Below are 18,923 nucleotides of genomic sequence, written 5' to 3'. Positions count from 1 at the left end.
TCTCGACTACACGACTTTTCGGTACGAATACCATTCCTGATCGGCGGGCAGCCGCCGCACCATGCGATTGATCGCAGCGGCGATGTTGCTCTTGGTTCCCGGTGCCAGGATCGTCCACGTCTTGCCCGCTGAGTAGACGTTCTCGGCGACCAACCGTCCCTCGGGGATGTCGATCACCGTCACAGCGCTCGCGTCGACGTGAGTTCGACGCGAGGTCCCCGTCGCCACCCCGGACTGCATGGCCACGATCGACGCCTGGGCGGACCGGTCCGGATCGGCGGCCAGTGTCAGGCTCTTGCGCTGATCGGCATCGAGCCCCTGACCGGCCAGGAACCTGACCACCGCAGCGTGGTCCGCCGACGCCGCGCGCAACGCGGCGGCGTCCAGCGTGACCGGCCGTAGCGCCGCCGGTGTGTTCTGACCACATAGGCGGGTGATCTCGGCATCAAGCACGGTGCTCGCCGCGCCTTCCGCACTCGAGATGCCGGCGCCGCTGATCCGGATCAGGTCCCCGGAACGTTCCACGGCAACCCACCACTGCGCGAATCGGGCCAGGAGTGCTCGATCGGGCGTCGCCTGGCCAGGGGTGCGCATCTGCATGAACAGCGCGATGTCACGTCGATGCAGGACGGTCAACCACTCCACCACGGCACTGTCCACGGTGCCGGCGTCGTCGAGCACGCCGGCCTCGCGCAACTCCGCGATGACGGGGTGTTCCAGCGCCAGCCGCCGCGACTCCACGCTGGGCAGATGCGGGCGCAGCCCGAGCTCAGGGGCGATGGTCTCGATGCCGGTGAGCACTTGCAGGGCCCAGAGCCCGTCGAGGGTGGTGGTTAACACGATGGTCCTTGACATAGGTCCGGGGCGCACGCAATGCATGCGCCCCGGGCCGATCAATGTGGCTAGAGGAACAAGTTGCCCATTTGGGCGTCGGTGGCCTGCGCCATCTCGTCGACGCTGTGCACGGTGTGGGCATGCCGGCTGACGGTCTGGATCAGGTCCTCCAGGCCGTGCAGCATCTGCTGCTGGGCGTCGAAGAACGCGGTGGCGCCGTGGCCCTGGAAGAAGTCGCCCAGTGCCTGGGTGAGGTTGAGGACGTCGCTGTGAATCTCCATCAGCTGCGCGGCCTGCCCCCCGACCTCGCCGGCGAAGCCGACGACGGCACCGTGGTTGTAAACGATGTGATCTGCCATGACGGTTGCTTCCTTACTCGAGAGTGGTTAGCGGGATGTGACTGGGACGACTCGGGCTAGACCGCCTGCGTCCCTCCCCCGAACACCCCGTTGAGGTTGTGCGCCGCGTCAGCTTCGTGGTTTTCCATCAGCACCGCCGCCTGGCCGAGGCCGTGCGCCAACCGCTGCCCGCCCGTCATGATCTGCTGCAGGTCGTGGTGAATGTGGCCCGCGGTGCTCAAGGAGGTGTTGCCGGCATCGCCCGCCCAACCCGTGCCGCTGATGATGTTCTCGTGGCCACTCAGGTATTGATTGGCGATCGCGGCCGCCTCCTGCAGGCGCGTCTCGATCCGCTGCTGCGTACTACGCAGTAGTTCTGGAGTGACAACTGTTGCGTTTGCCATCTATATGTCTCCCTAGTTATTTGCACTCGCTGAGTCAGGGTCGGCGTAAAACTAAACCGGCTGCCTCCAGCTGTCACTTCACCCCGGCTGCCTGGGCTTGAGTGCACGGAACAGGCTGACAGTGCACACCAGAAACGACCTTCTGTCAAAACGAAAGTGGGCGGCCCCCGATAGTTAGCTATGCTCACGGCGTGGGGGCTCACAGGCTGCCTGCGGCGTCGGCTGTGCCGTCGCCGTCGACGTCGGTGAGCCGGATATTCCAGCGCCCGTCACCGTCGGTGTCGACGTACCCGGTGACGCCCTGCGGGCCGGTGCACAGCACCTGGTCGGCCAGACCGTCACCATCGGTGTCCAACAACCGGTCGTCGGGCTCACCGTGGCCGTCGAAGTCGACCAGGGGCCCGCCGGTGTGTTCGACCCCGTCCAGGCCGAACCACCGCAACTGCCCGCCCCGGTCCACAGCGACCCGCCACGTCCCGGACCCGTCGTCGACGAAATAGCTTTCCGGGCTGCCGTTGTCATCGACGTCCAGCACACCGTGGTCGACGATCCCGTCGCCGTCCAGATCGGCCAGCACGTCGTCACCGATGCCGTCCCCGTCGAGATCGAGCTTGATTGCGTCGGGAGTGCCGTCGCCGTCGAGGTCGAAGTCGGGGGTCCGATTCCAGATCGCGGCGGTGCCGTCCTCGCCGCTCAAGCAATACTCCACGTCGGGTTGGACGCGGTGGCACCGCCAGCGGTTCCGCCGCAGTTATCTGGACTGCCAGCATGGGCAGCTGGCCGAACCTCCGGTGCCGGAACCACCGGAGACACTATGGCGACTGGAAGCCCAGCGTGTTTTCTCCGGACCTAGAACTAGTCCGATTGGTCAGCTGTCCGCGCTGCCCACCACGCCAACAGCTCCGCGGTGGCCTCCTCGTGCGACAGCGGCCCGCGGTCCAACCGCAGCTCCTTGAGGTATTTCCACGCCTCCCCCACCTGCGGGCCGGCCGGGATGTCCAGCAGCCGCATGATCTCGTTGCCGTCCAGGTCCGGGCGCACCCGGTCCAGGTCCTCCTGCGCGGCGAGTTCGGCGATCCGCTCCTCCAGCCGGTCGTAGGACGCGCGCAACCGGGCGGCCCGGCGCTTGTTGCGGGTGGTGCAGTCGGCGCGCACCAGCTTGTGCAACCGCGGCAACAGCGGACCCGCGTCGGTGACGTAGCGGCGCACCGCCGAGTCGGTCCATTTGCCGTCGCCGTAGCCGTGGAACCGCAGGTGCAGGAACACCAATTGCGCTACGTCGTCGACCAGCTGTTTGGGGTACTTCAGCGCCCGCATCCGCTTGCGAACCATCTTTGCCCCCACCACCTCGTGGTGGTGGAAGCTCACCCCGCCGTTGGGCTCGTGGCGCCGGGTGTCGGGCTTGCCGATGTCGTGCAGCAGCGCGGCCCAGCGCAGCACCAGATCCGGTTCCCCGTCCTCGAGTTCGATGGCCTGGCGCAGCACGGTCAGCGAATGCTGGTAGACGTCCTTGTGCTGGTGGTGTTCGTCGATGGCCATCTGCATGCCGCCGATCTCGGGCAGCACCACCGCGCCCATCCCGGACTGCACCAGCAGCTCGATGCCCGCGACCGGGTGCTTGCCGAGCAGCATCTTGTCCAGTTCGGCGGCCACCCGTTCGGCGCTGATCCGAGCCAGCTGCGGGGCCATCTCTTCGATGGCGGCCAGTACCCGCGGCGCCACGGTGAACCCGAGCTGGGAGACGAACCGGGCGGCGCGCAGCATCCGCAGCGGGTCGTCGCCGAAGGAAACCTCCGGGGACGACGGGGTGTCCAGCACTCGGGCACGCAACGCCGCGAGCCCGTTGAGCGGATCGAGGAATTCCCCTGCCCCGGTCGGCGTGACGGCCACGGCCATCGCGTTGACGGTGAAGTCGCGGCGCACCAGATCGTCTTCGAGGCGGTCCCCGAACCGCACCTCGGGGTTACGGGACACCTGGTCGTAGGTGTCGGCGCGGAACGTGGTGATCTCCAGCCGGTGCCCGCGCAGGCCCACCCCGACCGTGCCGAACTCGATGCCGGTGTCCCACAGCGCCTCGGCCAGCGGGCGCACGATCGCTTGGATCTGTGCGGGCCGGGCGTCGGTGGTGAAGTCCAGATCCGGGCTCAGCCGGCCCAGCAGCGCGTCGCGCACCGAACCGCCGACCAGATAGAGCTGATGACCGGCGCCGGTGAATGCCGCACCCAGTTCGCCCAGTACCGGCGCGTACTGGTGCAGTGCCACCGCGGCCGCGGTCAGCAGTTCGGCGTCTTGGGCGGGTTCGGCCACGTTCGGTGAGCCTAATAGGAATGCCGCGGTGACTCAGCGCACGTCAGCACCCCGAGCGTCATGGCGGGCCCCCGAGGGTCATGGCGGGCCCCCCGAGCGTCATGGCGGGCCCCCCGAGCGTCACGCCAGCGTGGCGCTCGACGCCCAGCGTCGCGCTGGCGTGACGCTCGGCGTCACGGCCACCCAGCAACCCCGCCACCCACGGGGCTATTGAGGCTAACGCGACGAATGTGACCAAAGGTACTCGCCAACGGCGAGTGCGTCCGGGAGAATAGCCCGTGCCAGCTAATATCGCTTGGGTGTCGGAGGGCGAACAGGCCAAACCACGTCGGCGCCGGGGCCGGCGTCGCGGTCGTGGCGGCGCCCGTCCGGCGGAAAGCATGACCGACAGCCCTCCCGCCGACGCCCCACCCACCCCGGCGACCGCAGCCAAACGTCGCGCCCGCCGCAACAGCGACCGGCTGCGAACCGTGCACGAGACGTCGGCCGGCGGGCTGGTCATCGACGGCATCGACGGTCCACGCGACGAGCAGGTCGCCGCGCTGATCGGCCGGGTCGACCGCCGTGGCAGGATGCTGTGGTCGCTGCCCAAGGGTCACATCGAACTCGGCGAGACCGCCGAGCAGACCGCCATCCGTGAGGTCGCCGAAGAGACCGGGATCCGCGGCAGTGTCCTGGCCGCGCTGGGACGCATCGACTACTGGTTCGTCACCGACGGCCGACGGGTGCACAAGACCGTGCACCACTATTTGATGCGGTTCCTGGGCGGTGAGCTCTCCGACGAGGATCTGGAGGTCGCCGAGGTGGCGTGGGTGCCGCTGCAGGAGTTGCCGTCCCGGCTTGCCTACGCCGACGAACGCAAACTGGCCGAGGTCGCCGACGAATTGATCGACAAGCTGCAATCCGACGGCGAGCAGGCGCTGCCGCCGCTGCCCCCGAGTTCGCCCCGCCGACGACCGCAGACACATTCGCGCACCCGCCACGCCAACAACTCCGCGCTGGGCCGCAAGAACGGCCACGGGCAGGGGCCGTGAGTTCACCGCGACTTCGGTGGACCGGGTTGGTGCGTCTCGCCGCGGTGATCGGCATGGTGGCCGGTTTCGGCGGTCTGCTCGCCGCCCCCCCGCTCGCCGGCGCCGGCGAGCCCACCGCGACGCCGTTCGTCCAGGTGCGCATCGACCAGGTGACCCCGGACGTCGTCACCACCACCAGTGACCCCGTCGTCACGGTCAGCGGCATGGTCACCAACATCGGCGACCGCCCGGTGCACGACGTCATGGTGCGCCTCGAGCACGCCGGCGCCATCTCGACGTCGGCCGCCCTGCGCACGTCGCTGGACGGGGACACCGACCAATTCGAGCCGGCCGCGGACTTCCTGACCGTGTCCCCGGAACTGCAACGCGGCCAACAGGCCGGGTTCATCCTGTCCGCCCCGCTGCGCTCACTGACCAAGACGTCGCTGGCCGTCGACAAACCCGGCATCTTCCCGGTGCTGGTCAACGTCAACGGGACGCCCGACTACGGCGCGCCCGCCCGTCTGGACAACGCGCGGTTCCTGCTTCCGGTGGTCGGCATCCCGCCCGACAAGGGCGCTGACATCGAAGCGGCCGTGGCGCCCGAAACCGCCAAGCCGGTGTGGCTGACCATGCTGTGGCCGCTGGCCGACCGGCCCCGGCTGGCCCCCGGCGTCCCCGGCGGCACCATTCCAGTGCGACTGGTCGACGACGACCTGGCCAACTCGCTGGCCACCGGCGGGCGCCTGGACACCCTGCTCGCCGCTGCCGAGCTCGCGACCAGCCGCGATGTGGATCCCGACGGGGCGGTGGGCCGGGCGTTGTGCCTGGCCGTGGACCCGGATCTGCTCGTCACCGTCAATGCGATGACCGCCGGCTACGTGGTGTCCGACTCGCCGGACGGCCCCGCGCAGCTGCCGGGCAGACCGACCCATCCGGGCACCGGCCAGGCGGCAGCGAATCTGTGGCTGAGCCGGTTGCGGGCGCTGGCGCACCGCACCTGCGTGGTGCCGCTGCCCTACGCCCAGGCCGACCTGGACGCCCTGCAACGGGTCAACGACCCCGGGCTGAGTTCCACCGCCACGGCCGGGACCGCGGACATCGTGGATCGGATCCTGGACGTCGCCTCGGTGCGCGGCGCCGCCCTGCTGCCCGACGGCCCGCTCACCGGTCGTGCGGTCACCCTGCTCGACGCCAACGACAGCACCGTCGCGGTCGCCGCCGCGGATCCGCCCGAACAGGACGCCAACACCGCGACCGGCAGCGTCGACATCACGCCGCGCCGACTGGCGACCCGGGTGGTGACCGCGCCGTTCGACCCGGCGATCGGTGCCGCGCTGGCCGCAGCCGGCAGCAACCCGATCGTGCCCACCTATCTGGACCCGTCGTTGTCGGTGCACATCAACCACGACTCGGCCACTGCGCGGCGCCAGGACGCGCTGGGCGCGATGCTGTGGCGCAGCGTGTCGCCCGACATCGCACCGCGCACCCAGATCCTGGTTCCCCCGGCGTCGTGGACGCTGCCCGGCGACGACGCGCAGCTCATCCTGACCGCGCTGGCCACCGCGATCCACTCCGGGCTGGCCGTGCCGCGGCCCCTGCCGGCCCTGATCGCCGAGGCGGCCGCACACACCGAGCCTCCTCAGCCGCCGGGGAACTACCCGTCGGCGCGGGGCCGGATCGGCGACGACATCACCGTCCAGGTCGCCGGCCAGGTCACCCGGCTCTCCAAGCTGACCTCGGCATTGATGACCGACGAGCGCACCGGTCTGACCGGCGTGCAGTACACCGCGCCGCTGCGCGAGGACATGCTGCGCGCCCTGAGCCAGTCGGCGCCCCCGGACACCCGCAACGGGCTGGCCCAGCAACGGTTGCTGGTGGTGGGCACCACGATCGACGACTTTTTCCGGGCCGTAACGATCGTCAACCCCAGCGGCTCTTACACGCTGGCAACCGAGCACAGCCCGCTGCCGCTGGCGCTGCACAACGACCTCGCGGTACCGATCCGGGTGCGGCTGCAGGTCAACGCCCCGCCCGGGATGACTGTCACCGACATGGGTCAGATCGAGCTGCCCCCGGGGTATCTGCCGCTGCGGGTACCGATCGAAGTCAATTTCACCCAGCGGGTCGCCATCGACGTCGGGCTGCGCACCCCGGACGGCACCGCCCTGGGCGAGCCGGTGCGGTTGTCGGTGCATTCCAACGCCTACGGCAAGGTGCTGTTCGCGATCACCCTCACCGCGGCGGCCGTACTGGTGCTGCTGGCCGGCCGGCGGCTGTGGCACCGGTTCCGCGGCCAGCCCGACCGCGCCGACCTGGACCGCCCGGACCCGCCCCCGCCCGCGCGCCGCCCCGAACCCCCACCGCAGGCGATCGATCGTCGGGTCCACGAAGAGCATCGCGTATGAAGCACGCACCCCGGCGGGTGCAACCACCGCCGCAGCGGTCGCCGCTATCTCAGCCACGCTCCCCGGTGCCGCCGCCGGGTCTGCCGCCGCGCCCCGGATGGACCCCGACCCAAGCGCCCCGTCCGCAGCCGCGCCCGCGACGCGAAGAACTGTCCGACGCCGCGATGGTGAAGCGGTCCTGGGGCATGGCGTTCGCGACGCTGATCAGCCGCCTCACCGGCTTCGCCCGGATCGTGCTGCTCGCCGCGATCCTCGGCGCGGCGCTGTCCAGTTCGTTCTCGGTGGCCAACCAGCTGCCCAACCTGGTCGCCGCGCTGGTGTTGGAGGCGACGTTCACCGCGATCTTCGTGCCGGTGCTGGCCCGGGCCGAACAGGACGACCCCGACGGCGGTGCGGCGTTCGTGCGCCGGCTGGTCACGCTGGCCACCACCCTGTTGATCCTGGCCACGGCGCTGTCGGTGGCGGCCGCCCCGCTGTTGGTGCGGCTGATGCTGGGCCGCAATCCCGAGGTCAACGCATCCCTGACCACTGCCTTCGCCTACCTGTTGTTGCCCCAGGTGCTGGTCTACGGGCTGTCCTCGGTGTTCATGGCCATCCTGAACACCCGCAACATCTTCGGCCCGCCGGCCTGGGCGCCGGTGGTGAACAACGTGGTCGCGATCGCCACCCTGGGCATCTACCTGGCCGTCCCCGGTGAACTCTCGGTCGACCCGGTCGAGATGGGCAACCCCAAACTGCTGGTGCTCGGCATCGGCACCAGCCTGGGGGTGTTCGCCCAAACCGCGGTGCTGCTGGTGGCGATCCGGCGCCAGCGGATCAGCCTGCGACCGCTGTGGGGAATTGACGAGCGACTCAAACGGTTCGGCACCATGGCCGCCGCCATGGTGCTGTACGTCCTGATCAGCCAGCTGGGCCTGGTGGTCGGCAATCAGATCGCGAGCACCGCGGCCGCGTCCGGCCCGGCGATCTACAACTACACCTGGCTGGTGCTGATGCTGCCGTTCGGCATGGTCGGGGTGACGGTGCTGACGGTGGTGATGCCGCGGCTGAGTCGCAACGCCGCGGCAAACGACACCCCGGCGGTGCTGGCCGACCTGTCGCTGGCCACCCGGCTGACCATGATCACGCTGATCCCGACGGTGGCGTTGATGACGGTCGGCGGACCTGCGATGGGTAGCGCACTGTTCGCCTACGGACACTTCGGCCAGGTCGATGCGGGCTACCTGGGTGCGGCGATCGCGCTGTCGGCGTTCACCTTGATCCCGTACGCGCTGGTGCTGCTGCAGCTGCGGGTGTTCTACGCGCGCGAGGAACCGTGGACACCGATCGTGGTGATCATCGTCATCACCTCGGTGAAGATCGCCGGCTCGGTCCTTGCGCCGCACCTGACGAGCAACAAGGAACTGGTCGCCGGTTACCTCGGGACAGCTAACGGGCTGGGGTTTCTGGCCGGCGCGCTGGTCGGTCACCTGCTGTTGCGCCGCAGCCTGCGACCCGAGGGCGGCCGGCTGATCGGTCTGGCCGAGGTGCGCACCATCCTGGTGACGATTGCGGCCTCGCTGCTGGCCGGCCTCATCGCACACGTCGCCGACCGGCTGCTGGGCCTGGACCAGCTGACCGCGCACGGTGGCATGGGTTCGCTGTTGCGCCTGGTGGTGTTGACGATGATCATGGTCCCGATCCTGGCCGCGGTCATGCTCGGCGCGCAGGTCCCCGAGGCCAGGGCCGCGTGGGACGCGATTCAGCGCCGGACGCGGCGACACCGCGTCAAGGTGCCTCCGGGCAAGGCCGCAGTGTCGTCTGGGCGTCCCCCGGTCACGTACCCTGAGCAAAGAAATCTGTCCCGGCCTGGGAAGAATGCGGTGCCGATCCAGCGCAAGCCTCCGGCGACCGGGGCCGGCCTGGCGAAAGGAGTGGGGGTGACCGACCGCACATCGGAGAGTTCCTCGGCCGGCGCTCCCCTCGGTTCGAAGGCGGGGCCCCAGGCTGCCGCCCCACGGGCCGACGACTTTCAACCCGACATCCCGCCCAGCCGCGACCGGGGTCCCGCCCGCCACCAGGTCAACGGCGACGTCGGCGCCGAGTCCCGCGGACCGATCCCCTTCGACGCGCCGCGCGAACGTGGGCCAGAACCATCGACGGCGCACGACGACGCCAACCTGGTGCCCGGGGCGCGGATCGCCAACGGCCGCTACCGGCTGCTCATCTCGCACGGCGGTCTGCCGCCGCTGCACTTCTGGCAGGCGCTGGACACCGCGCTGGACCGGCAGGTCGCGCTCACGTTCGTCGACCCGGAGGGCGTGCTGCCCGAAGACGTGCTGCAGGAGATCCTGTCGCGCACCCTGCGGCTGAGCCGGATCGACAAGCCCGGCATCGCCCGCATCCTCGACGTCGTGCACACCGGGTCGGGTGGTCTGGTGGTCGCGGAGTGGGTCCGCGGCGGCTCGTTGAAGGAAGTCGCCGACACCTCGCCGTCCCCGGTCGGAGCGATCCGCGCCATGCAGTCGCTGGCCGCGGCCGCCGACGCCGCGCACCGCGCCGGTGTCGCGCTGTCCCTGGATCACCCCAGCCGGGTGCGCCTGTCCGTCGACGGCGATGTGGTGCTCGCCTACCCGGCCACCATGCCCGACGCCAACCCGCAGGATGACATCCGCGGGATCGGCGCATCGCTGTATGCCCTGCTGGTGAACCGCTGGCCGCTGCCGGAGGCCGGGGTGCGCAGCGGACTGGCCCCGGCCGAACGCGACGCCACCGGGCAGGCCGTCGAACCGACCGTCGTCGATCGGGACATCCCGTTCCAGATCTCCGCCGTCGCCGCCCGATCGGTGCAGGAGGACGGCGGAATACGCAGTGCCTCCACGCTTTTGAACCTGCTGCAGCAGGCGACCGCGGTGGCCGACCGCACCGAGGTGCTCAGTCCCATCGAGGACCTGCCCGCCCCCACCGCGCGGCGGCGCAGCGCCGAACCCGGCAGCGAAGCCTACGCCCGCCGTCGGCGCAACCTGCTGATCGGCCTCGGCGCGGGCGCGGCGGTCCTGCTGGTGGCGCTGCTCGTGCTGGCGTCGGTGGTGAGCAAGATCTTCGGCGACGTCGGCAACGGGCTCAAGGGGGACCAACTCGGCCTGAACAACAACCAGCCGACGTCAGCCCCAGAGTCGCCCGGCAGCGCCGCGCCGTCGGGCAGCACCGTCAAGCCCACCAAAGTCACCGTGTTCTCCCCCGAAGGCGACGCCGACGACGTCGCCGGGGCGATGAACGTTATCGACGGCAACCCGGGCACGTCATGGCAGACCGATCCGTATTCCGACCCGGTGCCGTTCCCCGGCTTCAAGAACGGTGTCGGACTGTTGCTGCAGCTGCCCAGAGCGACCGTAGTCGGCACCGTGACGATCGATCTGACCAGCACCGGCACCAAGGTGGAGATCCGCTCCTCGTCGTCGGCGAACCCGTCGAAGTTGAGCGACACCACCGTGCTGACCCCGGCCACCGCGCTCAAACCCGGCCATAACACCATTCAGGTCAACGCCGCCGCTGCCACTTCCAACGTGCTGGTGTGGATCTCCACGCTGGGCACCACCGACGGCAAGAGCCAGACCGCCATCTCCGAGATCACGATCCAAGCCGCTTCCTGAAGTGCCCGGCCGACGCCGATTGGTTACTGTCCGGCGGTGGGATTCGGCAGGGAGCGCAGCGACGCCGAACTCCTGGCAGCTCATGTCAACGGCGAGCGCCGCGCCTTCGATCAGCTGTTCCGCCGCCACCATCGCCGGTTGTATCAACTGGCGCGGCTGACCAGCGCGACTCGTGAGGACGCCGACGACGCGTTGCAGGACGCCATGCTGTCTGCGCACCGCGGCGCGGGCTCGTTCCGGCACGACGCCGCGGTCAGCTCGTGGCTGCACCGCATCGTGCTCAATGCCTGCCTGGATCGGCTGCGCCGCGCTCAGACCCGTCCGGCGGTGCCGATGCGCGACGAATACCCGGTCGCCGACCGTACGGCCCAGGTCGAGACAGCGATCATGGTGCAGCGGGCCCTGCTGCGGCTGCCGGTCGAGCAACGGGCCACGGTGGTCGCGGTCGACATGTTGGGCTACTCGATCGCCGACACCGCGCGCATGCTCGGGGTGGCTGAGGGGACCGTGAAGAGCCGGTGCGCCCGGGCTCGGGCCCGGCTTGCCCGCCTGCTCGGGTATCTGGACACCGGCCCGGGCGCCGAATTGGCGATGACGGACACTGGGGCGGATGAACGACGCCGACCCGGACCCGCCGCTGACGGTTGAGCTGCTCGCCGACCTGCAGGCGGGTCTGCTCGACGACGACACCGCCGCTGCCCTGCGCCGCCGGATCCGCACCGACCCGCAGGCCGCGGCGACCTTGCAGGCCCTGCACCAGGTGCGCCACGATGTTGCCGCGGTCGGTGACCAACCGGCACCCGAGGCGCCGGCCGAGACCGTCGACGGTGTCGCAGCCGCCCTGCGCTCAGCCCGCGCCGCGCACGCGGCGCGGCCCGCTGTGCCCCCCGCCCGCGTCGTCGCCGGGATTCTGGGGGGGTGCGCCCTGGCCGCCGCGATCGGCGTCGGCACCATGGCGCTGCTCGACGACCCCGCGTCGGAGTCCAGCGTCGGTGCCACCATCAACCGCGTCACCGTCTCCACTCCCGCGCCGGTGATCCCGCTGTCGGACGCGCAGATCGTTGCGTTGCTGAACAGCCCGCCCGATTTCGGCGCGCTCGGCAACCCCGCCCAGCGCGCGTCCTGCCTGAGCGGCCTCGGCTATCCGGCTGCCGCGGAAATCCTGGGCGCCCAGCCGATCGAGGTCAACGCCCGCCCCGGGGTACTGCTGGTGCTGCCCGGGGACACCCCGGCGACTGTGACGGCCTACGCGGTGGCGCAGAACTGCAGCGCCGCCGACACCGGGCTGCTGGCCGACACCGCTGTGCCGCGCGGGTAGGTGTCGTGCGGGAGCTCGGGAACAGCACTGCCTAGGCTGGCGTTCGTAAACTTTGCAGATCCACTTCGTCTTTTGATCGGCTCGCGCTGGAAAGGCCCGCATGACTGCCTCCGCTAACACCATTCACGACGTAATCGTCATCGGTTCCGGTCCGGCCGGCTACACCGCGGCCCTCTACACCGCCCGAGCGCAGCTCAAGCCGTTGGTCTTCGAGGGCACCTCGTTCGGCGGCGCGCTGATGACCACCACCGAGGTGGAGAATTTCCCCGGTTTCCGCGACGGCATCACCGGCCCCGAGCTGATGGACCAGATGCGCGAGCAGGCGCTGCGCTTCGGCGCCGACCTACGCATGGAAGACGTCGAGTCGGTGGCGCTGGACGGGCCGGTCAAATCCGTGGTGACCGCCGAGGGCGAGACGTTCCGGGCTCGCGCGGTCATCCTGGCGATGGGCGCCGCCGCGCGTTACCTGCAGGTTCCCGGTGAACAGGAACTGCTGGGCCGTGGCGTGAGCTCCTGCGCCACCTGTGACGGGTTCTTCTTCCGCGATCAGGACATCGCCGTGATCGGCGGTGGCGACTCGGCGATGGAGGAAGCGACTTTCCTCACCCGGTTCGCGCGCAGCGTGACCCTGGTGCACCGGCGCGAGGAGTTCCGGGCGTCCAAGATCATGCTCAACCGGGCTATGGCGAACGAGAAGATCACCGTCCTGACCAACAAGGCGGTACTCGGCGTCGAAGGCGACAGCACGGTCACCGGGTTGCGGATTCGCGACAACGTCACCGGTGCCGAAACCACGCTGCCGGTGACCGGGGTGTTCGTCGCCATCGGCCACGAGCCCCGCTCGGCGCTGGTCCGCGGCGCGGTCGACCTCGACCCGGACGGGTACGTCCTGGTCCGGGGACGCACCACCAGCACCTCGTTGGACGGTGTGTTCGCGGCCGGGGACCTGGTGGACCGCACCTACCGACAGGCCATCACCGCGGCCGGCAGCGGTTGCTCGGCCGCGATCGACGCCGAGCGCTGGCTCGCCGAACACGAATCAGCCGGACACGCCGACAGTACCGACACTCTGATTGGAGCCAAGCGATGAGCAATCCGGAGCAGTCCGCCACCATCGAGGTGTCCGACGCGACCTTCCCCACCGCGGTGCTCTCCAGCAGTAAGCCTGTGCTGGTTGACTTTTGGGCGACCTGGTGCGGCCCGTGCAAGATGGTGGCGCCGGTCCTGGAAGAAATCGCCGCCGAACGTTCGGCCGAGCTGACCGTGGCCAAACTGGACGTGGACGCCAATCCGCAGACCGCCGTCGACTTCGATGTGGTGTCCATCCCCACGCTGATTCTGTTCAAGAACGGTGAACCGGTGAAGCGGATCGTCGGCGCCAAGGGGAAGGCGGCGCTGCTGCGCGAGCTGTCCGAGGCGGTGCCCGGGCTCAGCTGAGAGTCGGATCGCCGGACGAAACGGGTCCCCGATTGGCCTGGGGTTTTCCCGATATCGGCGAGGATCTGCGACAATACCGGTTAACTGCGCTGCCTATTGGCAGTGGTGACAATTAGTTCCGGAGGACCCTTGGTATGCCGAGTCCGCGCCGCGAAGACGGCGACGCGCTGCGCTGTGGTGACCGCGGCGCCGCTGTCACCGAAATCCGGGCCGCGCTGGCCGCACTGGGAATGCTGGACAATTTTGACGAAGATCTGAACACCGGCAGCCACGTCGCGGTCGACGTCTTCGACGGCGAGTTGGACCACGCAGTGCGGGCATTCCAGCAGCACCGCGGGCTGCTGGTGGACGGTGTTGTCGGCGAGGCCACCTACCGGGCGTTGAAGGAAGCTTCCTACCGTCTCGGCGCCCGCACGCTGTATCACCAATTCGGGGCTCCGCTCTATGGTGACGATGTCGCGACCCTGCAGGCGCGTCTGCAGGACCTCGGCTTCTACACCGGTCTGGTGGACGGCCACTTCGGTCTGCAGACCCACAATGCGCTGATGTCCTACCAACGGGAATACGGCATGTCCGCCGACGGCATCTGCGGCCCAGAAACGTTGCGGTCCCTGTACTTTCTCAGTTCCCGGGTCAGCGGCGGTTCGCCACACGCGATCCGGGAAGAGGAACTCGTCCGACGGTCCGGACCCAAGCTGTCCGGCAAGCGGATCATCATCGACCCGGGCCGCGGCGGCAACGACCACGGCCTGATCAGCTACGGTCCGGACGGTCCGATCAGCGAAGCAGACGTGTTGTGGGACTTGGCAAGTCGGCTCGAAGGCCGGATGACCGCGATCGGCATGGAGACGTTCCGCTCCAGACCACACGACCACAGCCCGTCGGACGCCGAGCGTGCGGCCATCGCGAATTCCGTTGGGGCAGACCTGATGATCAGTCTGCGGTGTGAAACCCAAACCAGCCCGTCGGCCACCGGCGTGGCATCGTTCCACTTCGGCAACTCGCATGGATCGGTGTCCACCATCGGCCGCAACCTGGCCGACTTCATCCAGCGAGAAGTGGTTGCCCGCACCGGCTTACGGGACTGTCGCGTCCACGGCCGAACCTGGGATCTGTTGCGGCTCACCAGAATGCCCACCGTTCAGGTCGATGTCGGTTACATCACCAACCCCAACGACCGTCAGATGCTGGTTGCCGCGCAGACGCGCGACGCCATCGCCGAAGGCATTCTGGCCGCGGTGAAACGGCTCTATCTGCTGGGTAAGAACGATCGGCCCACCGGCACCTTCACCTTCGCCGAATTGCTGGCCCACGAACTCAGCGTCGAGCGTGAGCGGGCCAGCAGAAGCACCGGCTCCTAACCGATTTCACCGTCCGGCGCCTGCAAGGTGTTGCCGGCTGTCGCCGCCCCGACCGGCTCCTGCAGCTGGGCGTTCTCCAGCAAGCGTTCCAGCGCGGCCTCGACTTCGGCCTTCCAGCCCAGTCCTTTGTCGAGTTCGAGGCGCAGCCGCGGGAAGTACGGATGGGGCGCCACCACCACGAATCCTTCGTCCAGCAAAAAGTCCGCATCGATGATGCAGTGTTCGACCGAGCAGTCCCCCAGCGCTTCAACGACCGGCTGCAGGTCGGCCTGCACCGGCTCCTGCAACTCGGTGGCTGCTTGGGTACGGCCGAAAGCCTCCAGCGCGCGCACCCCGCGGCGTACCAACTCGTCGACCACCCGGCCGATCAAATTGTGCGGCAGGTCCGCCACCACGCCCGGGTCGGCCTGCCCCCGCTCGATACCCATCGAGGTCAACAACACCGCGTCCGCCGACACCGGCGCGGTCGGGAACCGGTGGGCACGGGGAACGGCCCGCGGCGGCGCGTATAGCACGTAGCCGACACACGCCGGCTCGGCCTGGCTGCGTTCGTCCAGGATCTCGGTCGCGACCTGCCCGCACGAACCCCACTCGAGCATCACCATGGACAGCCACGCTTCTTTTTCGAATTCCGGGTCCGCCAGCTGGTCATCGGTGCCGAGGGTCGCCGGATCGACCTCCCAGAACACGCACCGACGCGCGTGCTTGGGGAGCTGCTCGAATGCTTCGAGCCGCAGCGCAGTAATCCGAGCTGACACTAGTCTCCTAGCCTCCGTGCGGCGCTCGAACCCGATAGCCCTCGGCGTGCCGCCCGGCGTCTGTGCGACGTGGCAACGGCGGCGTGGCTGGCCCCGCTCTCCCCGGCCTGATGTGCACCGGCAACCCTTCCAGGATAGGAGAGTCGACGGGTATCCGGCCAGTGCGCGCCCGACGGCTGCGTTGTCCGGCCGGCGCCACCCCCCGTGCGGTCGCGACCAACCCGGGTTGACCCGTCGATTGTCGAAAAGGCTTGACGCACAGCGTGTTTGCGCCGGTCCGCGGGCTGCGGACCCGCGCCCGACCAGTGCACTGTCACAGTGACGTAATTACACAAGATGACTGGTCGTGCCCGGTCAGGCCGGTTTCGAGGTCATCAGGTCGATGATCCGCTGCAAGTCGTCCACCGAACCGAACTCAACCACGATCTTGCCTTTGCGCTTGCCCAGCGCGACGGTGACCCGGGTGTCGAATGCGTTCGACAGTCGTTCGGCGACGTCTTGCAGTCCCGGCATCTGGATCGGCTTGCGCCGTGGCGGCGGCGGCGCACTGCCGTCTGCCCGGTTCGCCAGGGTCACCGCCTCCTCGGTGGCCCGCACCGACAAACCCTCCGCGACGATCCGGCTCGCCAATTCCTCCTGGGCCTCCGGCCCGGCTTCCAGCGACAGCAGCGCCCGGGCATGTCCGGCGGACAACACCCCTGCCGCTACCCTGCGCTGCACCGGGATCGGCAGTTTGAGCAGCCGGATCATGTTCGTGATCAGCGGGCGTGAGCGGCCGATGCGGGCGGCCAGTTCGTCGTGGGTGACGCCGAACTCGTCGAGCAGTTGCTGGTATGCCGCCGCTTCTTCCAACGGGTTGAGCTGCACCCGGTGGATGTTCTCGAGCAGGGCGTCGCGCAGCAGGTTATCGTCGCCCGTCTCGCGCACGATAGCGGGGATAGTGGCCAGGCCGGCTGCCTGCGCCGCGCGCCATCTGCGCTCCCCCATCACGATCTGATAGCGCGCACCGCCGGGCGTTCCGGGAACCGCACGCACCACGATCGGCTGCAGCAGCCCGAACTCGCGGATGGAGTGCACCAGCTCCGAGAGCGCTTCGTCGTCGAACACCTGGCGTGGCTGGCGTGGGTTGGGCTCGATGTCCGACGGTGCGATTTCGCGGTACACCGCACCCATCGCGGCGGCGTCCGGCAACGGCCCGCCGATCACCACATCGGCGGCTGCCGAACCCATCCGCGGACCCAGCGTTGCGGGTCCGGCGTCGCCCTCGGCCGGGCCGGTGGGGATCAGTGAAGCCAGCCCGCGGCCCAGACCGCCCTTCCTGCGTGACGGAGTCGTCATTGGTTATGCCCTCCCGGCTGGTGGTCGGTCGCGTTGCGCGAGTTCGCGGCTGGCGTCGAGATAGCTCATGGCCCCACGCGAACCGGGATCGTAATCGATGATGGTCATGCTGTAGCCCGGCGCTTCGGATACTTTCACGCTGCGCGGGATGACGGTGCGCAGCACCTTGTCACCGAAGTACCGGCGTACCTCTTCGGCTACCTGGTCGGCCAGCTTGGTCCGGCCGTCGTACATGGTCAGAATGACGGTGGTGACGTCGAGTTGCGGGTTGAGGTGCGCCTTGACCATCTCGATGTTGCGCATCAGCTGCGATACGCCCTCAAGCGCGTAGTACTCACATTGGATGGGAATCAGCACCTCCGGCGCGGCGACCAGAGCGTTGATGGTGAGCAGTCCGAGGGAGGGCGGACAGTCCACGAAGACGTAGTCGAAGTCGAAGCTGTCCAGCTCGGCCAGTGCGTTGCGTAACCGGTTCTCGCGCGCCACCATGCTGACCAGTTCAATTTCGGCGCCGGCCAGGTCGATGGTGGCCGGCACGCAATAGAGGCGTTCGCTGTGCGGGCTGCGGCGCAACGCCTCGCGTAGTGGCACCTCACCGATCAGCACTTCGTAGGACGAGGGTGTCCCCGACTGGCGATCGGTGATGCCCAGCGCGGTGCTGGCGTTGCCTTGTGGGTCGAGGTCGATCACGAGCGTCTTGAGGCCCTGCACGGCGAGGGCCGCGGCGAGGTTCACGGCGGTCGTCGTCTTACCGACTCCCCCCTTTTGATTGGCGATGGTGAAGACCCGGCGCTGGCGCGGTCGCGGGAGGGCGTCGTGCGTGGTGTGCAGCACCCGCATGGCGCGCTCGGCAGCGGCGCCGATCGGGGTGTCGAACTCGGTTGATGTTTCACGTGAAACATTCACGGTGGGATTGTGCGCTACCGGCGGCCGCGGCGCCACCCGGTCGGCAGGCACCGGGGCGTCGGGGCGGGGCGGGATCGCGTCACTCGGGCGCCCGGTGTTGCGACCGAACCTCATGTCGTGCCTCCGCGCGACCGTCGCGCCGGTGTCCCCCGCCGAGCCACCACCGCGGTCGCCGGCCGTTCCAACAGGTTCGCACCACATGTCACTACCCTGACATCGACGGCCCCCGCCGCCGCCATCACACGCCGGTGTTCGCGGACCTCGTCGGGAGCGCGCTCCCCCTTGATCGCCACCATCTGTCCGTCGAGCTTCAGCAACGGCATACTCCACTTCGTCAGTTTGTCCAGTCCGGCTACGGCTCGGGACACCGCGGCGTCACTATCTCTCACGATGTCGCGGACGGCGCGCTCTTCCGCGCGGCCGCGAATCACTTCGACCGGTAAATCGAGATCATCCACGACTTCCCCGAGAAACTCACTGCGGCGTAACAGTGGTTCGAGCAGCACCACACGCAGGTCTGGACGAGCGAGTGCCAGCGGGATGCCCGGCAGGCCTGCACCGCTGCCGATGTCGACTACCCGGGAACGCTCCTCCAGCAGCTCGCCGATCACGGCTGAATTCACGATATGGCGCTCCCACACCCGGTCGACTTCCTTCGGACCGAGCAACCCTCGCTCGACCCCAGCGGTCCGCAGCAGCTCGGCGTAGCGCCGCGCCAGGTCGATTCGCGGGCCGAAGAGGTGTTCCGCCGCCCGGACGGCTTGGGCTTCTGGTTCATCCGGCTGCGCGCGCCCGTGCGGATCGACATGTTTCACGTGAAACATTCCTCCGGTCTCCGCCTCCGCCTCGCCCGTGCCGGCGCCGAACTA

Annotated in this window: 17 protein-coding genes; 8 read left to right on the top strand and 9 right to left on the bottom strand. The window is 69.0% G+C overall.

What is annotated here, in order from left to right; translation table 11 throughout:
• Positions 1 to 6: 6 nt before the first annotated feature.
• The 5 genes from AC5Y5Z_RS10485 to AC5Y5Z_RS10465 all read right to left on the bottom strand — a co-directional run bounded on the left by AC5Y5Z_RS10485 (position 7) and on the right by AC5Y5Z_RS10465 (position 3,883).
• The gene (locus AC5Y5Z_RS10485; protein WP_499925025.1) at positions 7 to 840 is read right to left on the bottom strand and encodes an ESX secretion-associated protein EspG; all 834 of its coding nucleotides are present in this window, start codon (positions 838 to 840) and stop codon (positions 7 to 9) included.
• A gap of 62 nt (positions 841 to 902) precedes the next feature.
• Complete coding sequence (locus AC5Y5Z_RS10480) at positions 903 to 1,193, bottom strand: WXG100 family type VII secretion target (protein ID WP_463826259.1); 291 nt, start codon at positions 1,191 to 1,193, stop codon at positions 903 to 905.
• Between the two features lie 56 nt (positions 1,194 to 1,249).
• Positions 1,250 to 1,576 (bottom strand): WXG100 family type VII secretion target, encoded by a 327-nt coding sequence (locus AC5Y5Z_RS10475; RefSeq protein WP_463826260.1) that lies wholly within the window; start codon positions 1,574 to 1,576, stop codon positions 1,250 to 1,252.
• A gap of 199 nt (positions 1,577 to 1,775) precedes the next feature.
• The gene (locus AC5Y5Z_RS10470; protein ID WP_463826261.1) at positions 1,776 to 2,285 is read right to left on the bottom strand and encodes a pullulanase; all 510 of its coding nucleotides are present in this window, start codon (positions 2,283 to 2,285) and stop codon (positions 1,776 to 1,778) included.
• Between the two features lie 146 nt (positions 2,286 to 2,431).
• Positions 2,432 to 3,883 carry a CCA tRNA nucleotidyltransferase gene (locus AC5Y5Z_RS10465; RefSeq protein ID WP_473138686.1) on the bottom strand — a complete coding sequence of 484 codons (1,452 nt, stop codon included), beginning with the start codon at positions 3,881 to 3,883 and terminating at the stop codon, positions 2,432 to 2,434.
• A 299-nt stretch (positions 3,884 to 4,182) separates the two neighbouring features.
• On the opposite strand from AC5Y5Z_RS10465, the gene AC5Y5Z_RS10460 reads away from it, so the two are divergent.
• The 8 genes from AC5Y5Z_RS10460 (at position 4,183) to AC5Y5Z_RS10425 (ending at position 15,052) form a co-directional block, all read left to right on the top strand.
• The gene (locus tag AC5Y5Z_RS10460; RefSeq protein ID WP_499925022.1) at positions 4,183 to 4,917 is read left to right on the top strand and encodes an NUDIX hydrolase; all 735 of its coding nucleotides are present in this window, start codon (positions 4,183 to 4,185) and stop codon (positions 4,915 to 4,917) included.
• The gene (locus AC5Y5Z_RS10455; RefSeq protein WP_499925020.1) at positions 4,914 to 7,304 is read left to right on the top strand and encodes a DUF6049 family protein; all 2,391 of its coding nucleotides are present in this window, start codon (positions 4,914 to 4,916) and stop codon (positions 7,302 to 7,304) included. The genes AC5Y5Z_RS10460 and AC5Y5Z_RS10455 overlap by 4 nt, the downstream gene beginning before the upstream one ends.
• 164 nt (positions 7,305 to 7,468) lie before the next feature.
• Positions 7,469 to 10,936: a lipid II flippase MurJ gene (locus tag AC5Y5Z_RS10450; RefSeq protein ID WP_499925248.1), complete on the top strand. Its 3,468-nt coding sequence runs from the start codon at positions 7,469 to 7,471 to the stop codon at positions 10,934 to 10,936.
• Positions 10,937 to 10,972: 36 nt separating this feature from the next.
• Positions 10,973 to 11,584 carry an RNA polymerase sigma factor SigM gene (gene sigM, locus AC5Y5Z_RS10445; RefSeq protein ID WP_463826265.1) on the top strand — a complete coding sequence of 204 codons (612 nt, stop codon included), beginning with the start codon at positions 10,973 to 10,975 and terminating at the stop codon, positions 11,582 to 11,584.
• Positions 11,547 to 12,254 (top strand): RsmA family anti-sigma factor, encoded by a 708-nt coding sequence (locus tag AC5Y5Z_RS10440; RefSeq protein WP_499925019.1) that lies wholly within the window; start codon positions 11,547 to 11,549, stop codon positions 12,252 to 12,254. The genes sigM and AC5Y5Z_RS10440 overlap by 38 nt, the downstream gene beginning before the upstream one ends.
• Positions 12,255 to 12,354: 100 nt before the next feature.
• A complete protein-coding gene (gene trxB, locus AC5Y5Z_RS10435) occupies positions 12,355 to 13,344 on the top strand; it encodes a thioredoxin-disulfide reductase (RefSeq protein ID WP_463826267.1) in 990 nt (329 codons plus the stop codon).
• On the top strand, positions 13,341 to 13,691 hold the full coding sequence (gene trxA / locus AC5Y5Z_RS10430; RefSeq protein ID WP_463826268.1) for a thioredoxin: 351 nt from the start codon (positions 13,341 to 13,343) through the stop codon (positions 13,689 to 13,691). The genes trxB and trxA overlap by 4 nt, the downstream gene beginning before the upstream one ends.
• A 134-nt stretch (positions 13,692 to 13,825) precedes the next feature.
• A complete protein-coding gene (locus AC5Y5Z_RS10425) occupies positions 13,826 to 15,052 on the top strand; it encodes an N-acetylmuramoyl-L-alanine amidase (protein ID WP_463826269.1) in 1,227 nt (408 codons plus the stop codon).
• Here the strand turns inward: AC5Y5Z_RS10425 and AC5Y5Z_RS10420 are convergent.
• The 4 genes from AC5Y5Z_RS10420 to rsmG form a co-directional block, all read right to left on the bottom strand.
• Positions 15,049 to 15,810, bottom strand: a complete 762-nt coding sequence (locus tag AC5Y5Z_RS10420) for an acetyltransferase (protein ID WP_463826270.1) — start codon at positions 15,808 to 15,810, stop codon at positions 15,049 to 15,051. The two genes, AC5Y5Z_RS10425 and AC5Y5Z_RS10420, sit on opposite strands and share 4 nt — an antisense overlap.
• A 354-nt stretch (positions 15,811 to 16,164) precedes the next feature.
• Positions 16,165 to 17,148, bottom strand: coding sequence for a ParB/RepB/Spo0J family partition protein (locus AC5Y5Z_RS10415; protein ID WP_499925017.1), 984 nt, complete (start codon positions 17,146 to 17,148; stop codon positions 16,165 to 16,167).
• Positions 17,149 to 17,151: 3 nt separating this feature from the next.
• Positions 17,152 to 18,168, bottom strand: a complete 1,017-nt coding sequence (locus AC5Y5Z_RS10410; RefSeq protein WP_463826272.1) for a ParA family protein — start codon at positions 18,166 to 18,168, stop codon at positions 17,152 to 17,154.
• Positions 18,165 to 18,878 (bottom strand): 16S rRNA (guanine(527)-N(7))-methyltransferase RsmG, encoded by a 714-nt coding sequence (gene rsmG, locus AC5Y5Z_RS10405; RefSeq protein ID WP_463826273.1) that lies wholly within the window; start codon positions 18,876 to 18,878, stop codon positions 18,165 to 18,167. Before rsmG ends, AC5Y5Z_RS10410 begins: the two co-directional genes overlap by 4 nt.
• Positions 18,879 to 18,923: the final 45 nt, after the last annotated feature.

The organism is Mycobacterium sp. NGS29 (assembly GCF_059812965.1).
This window is presented reverse-complemented; position numbering and strand designations above follow the sequence as displayed.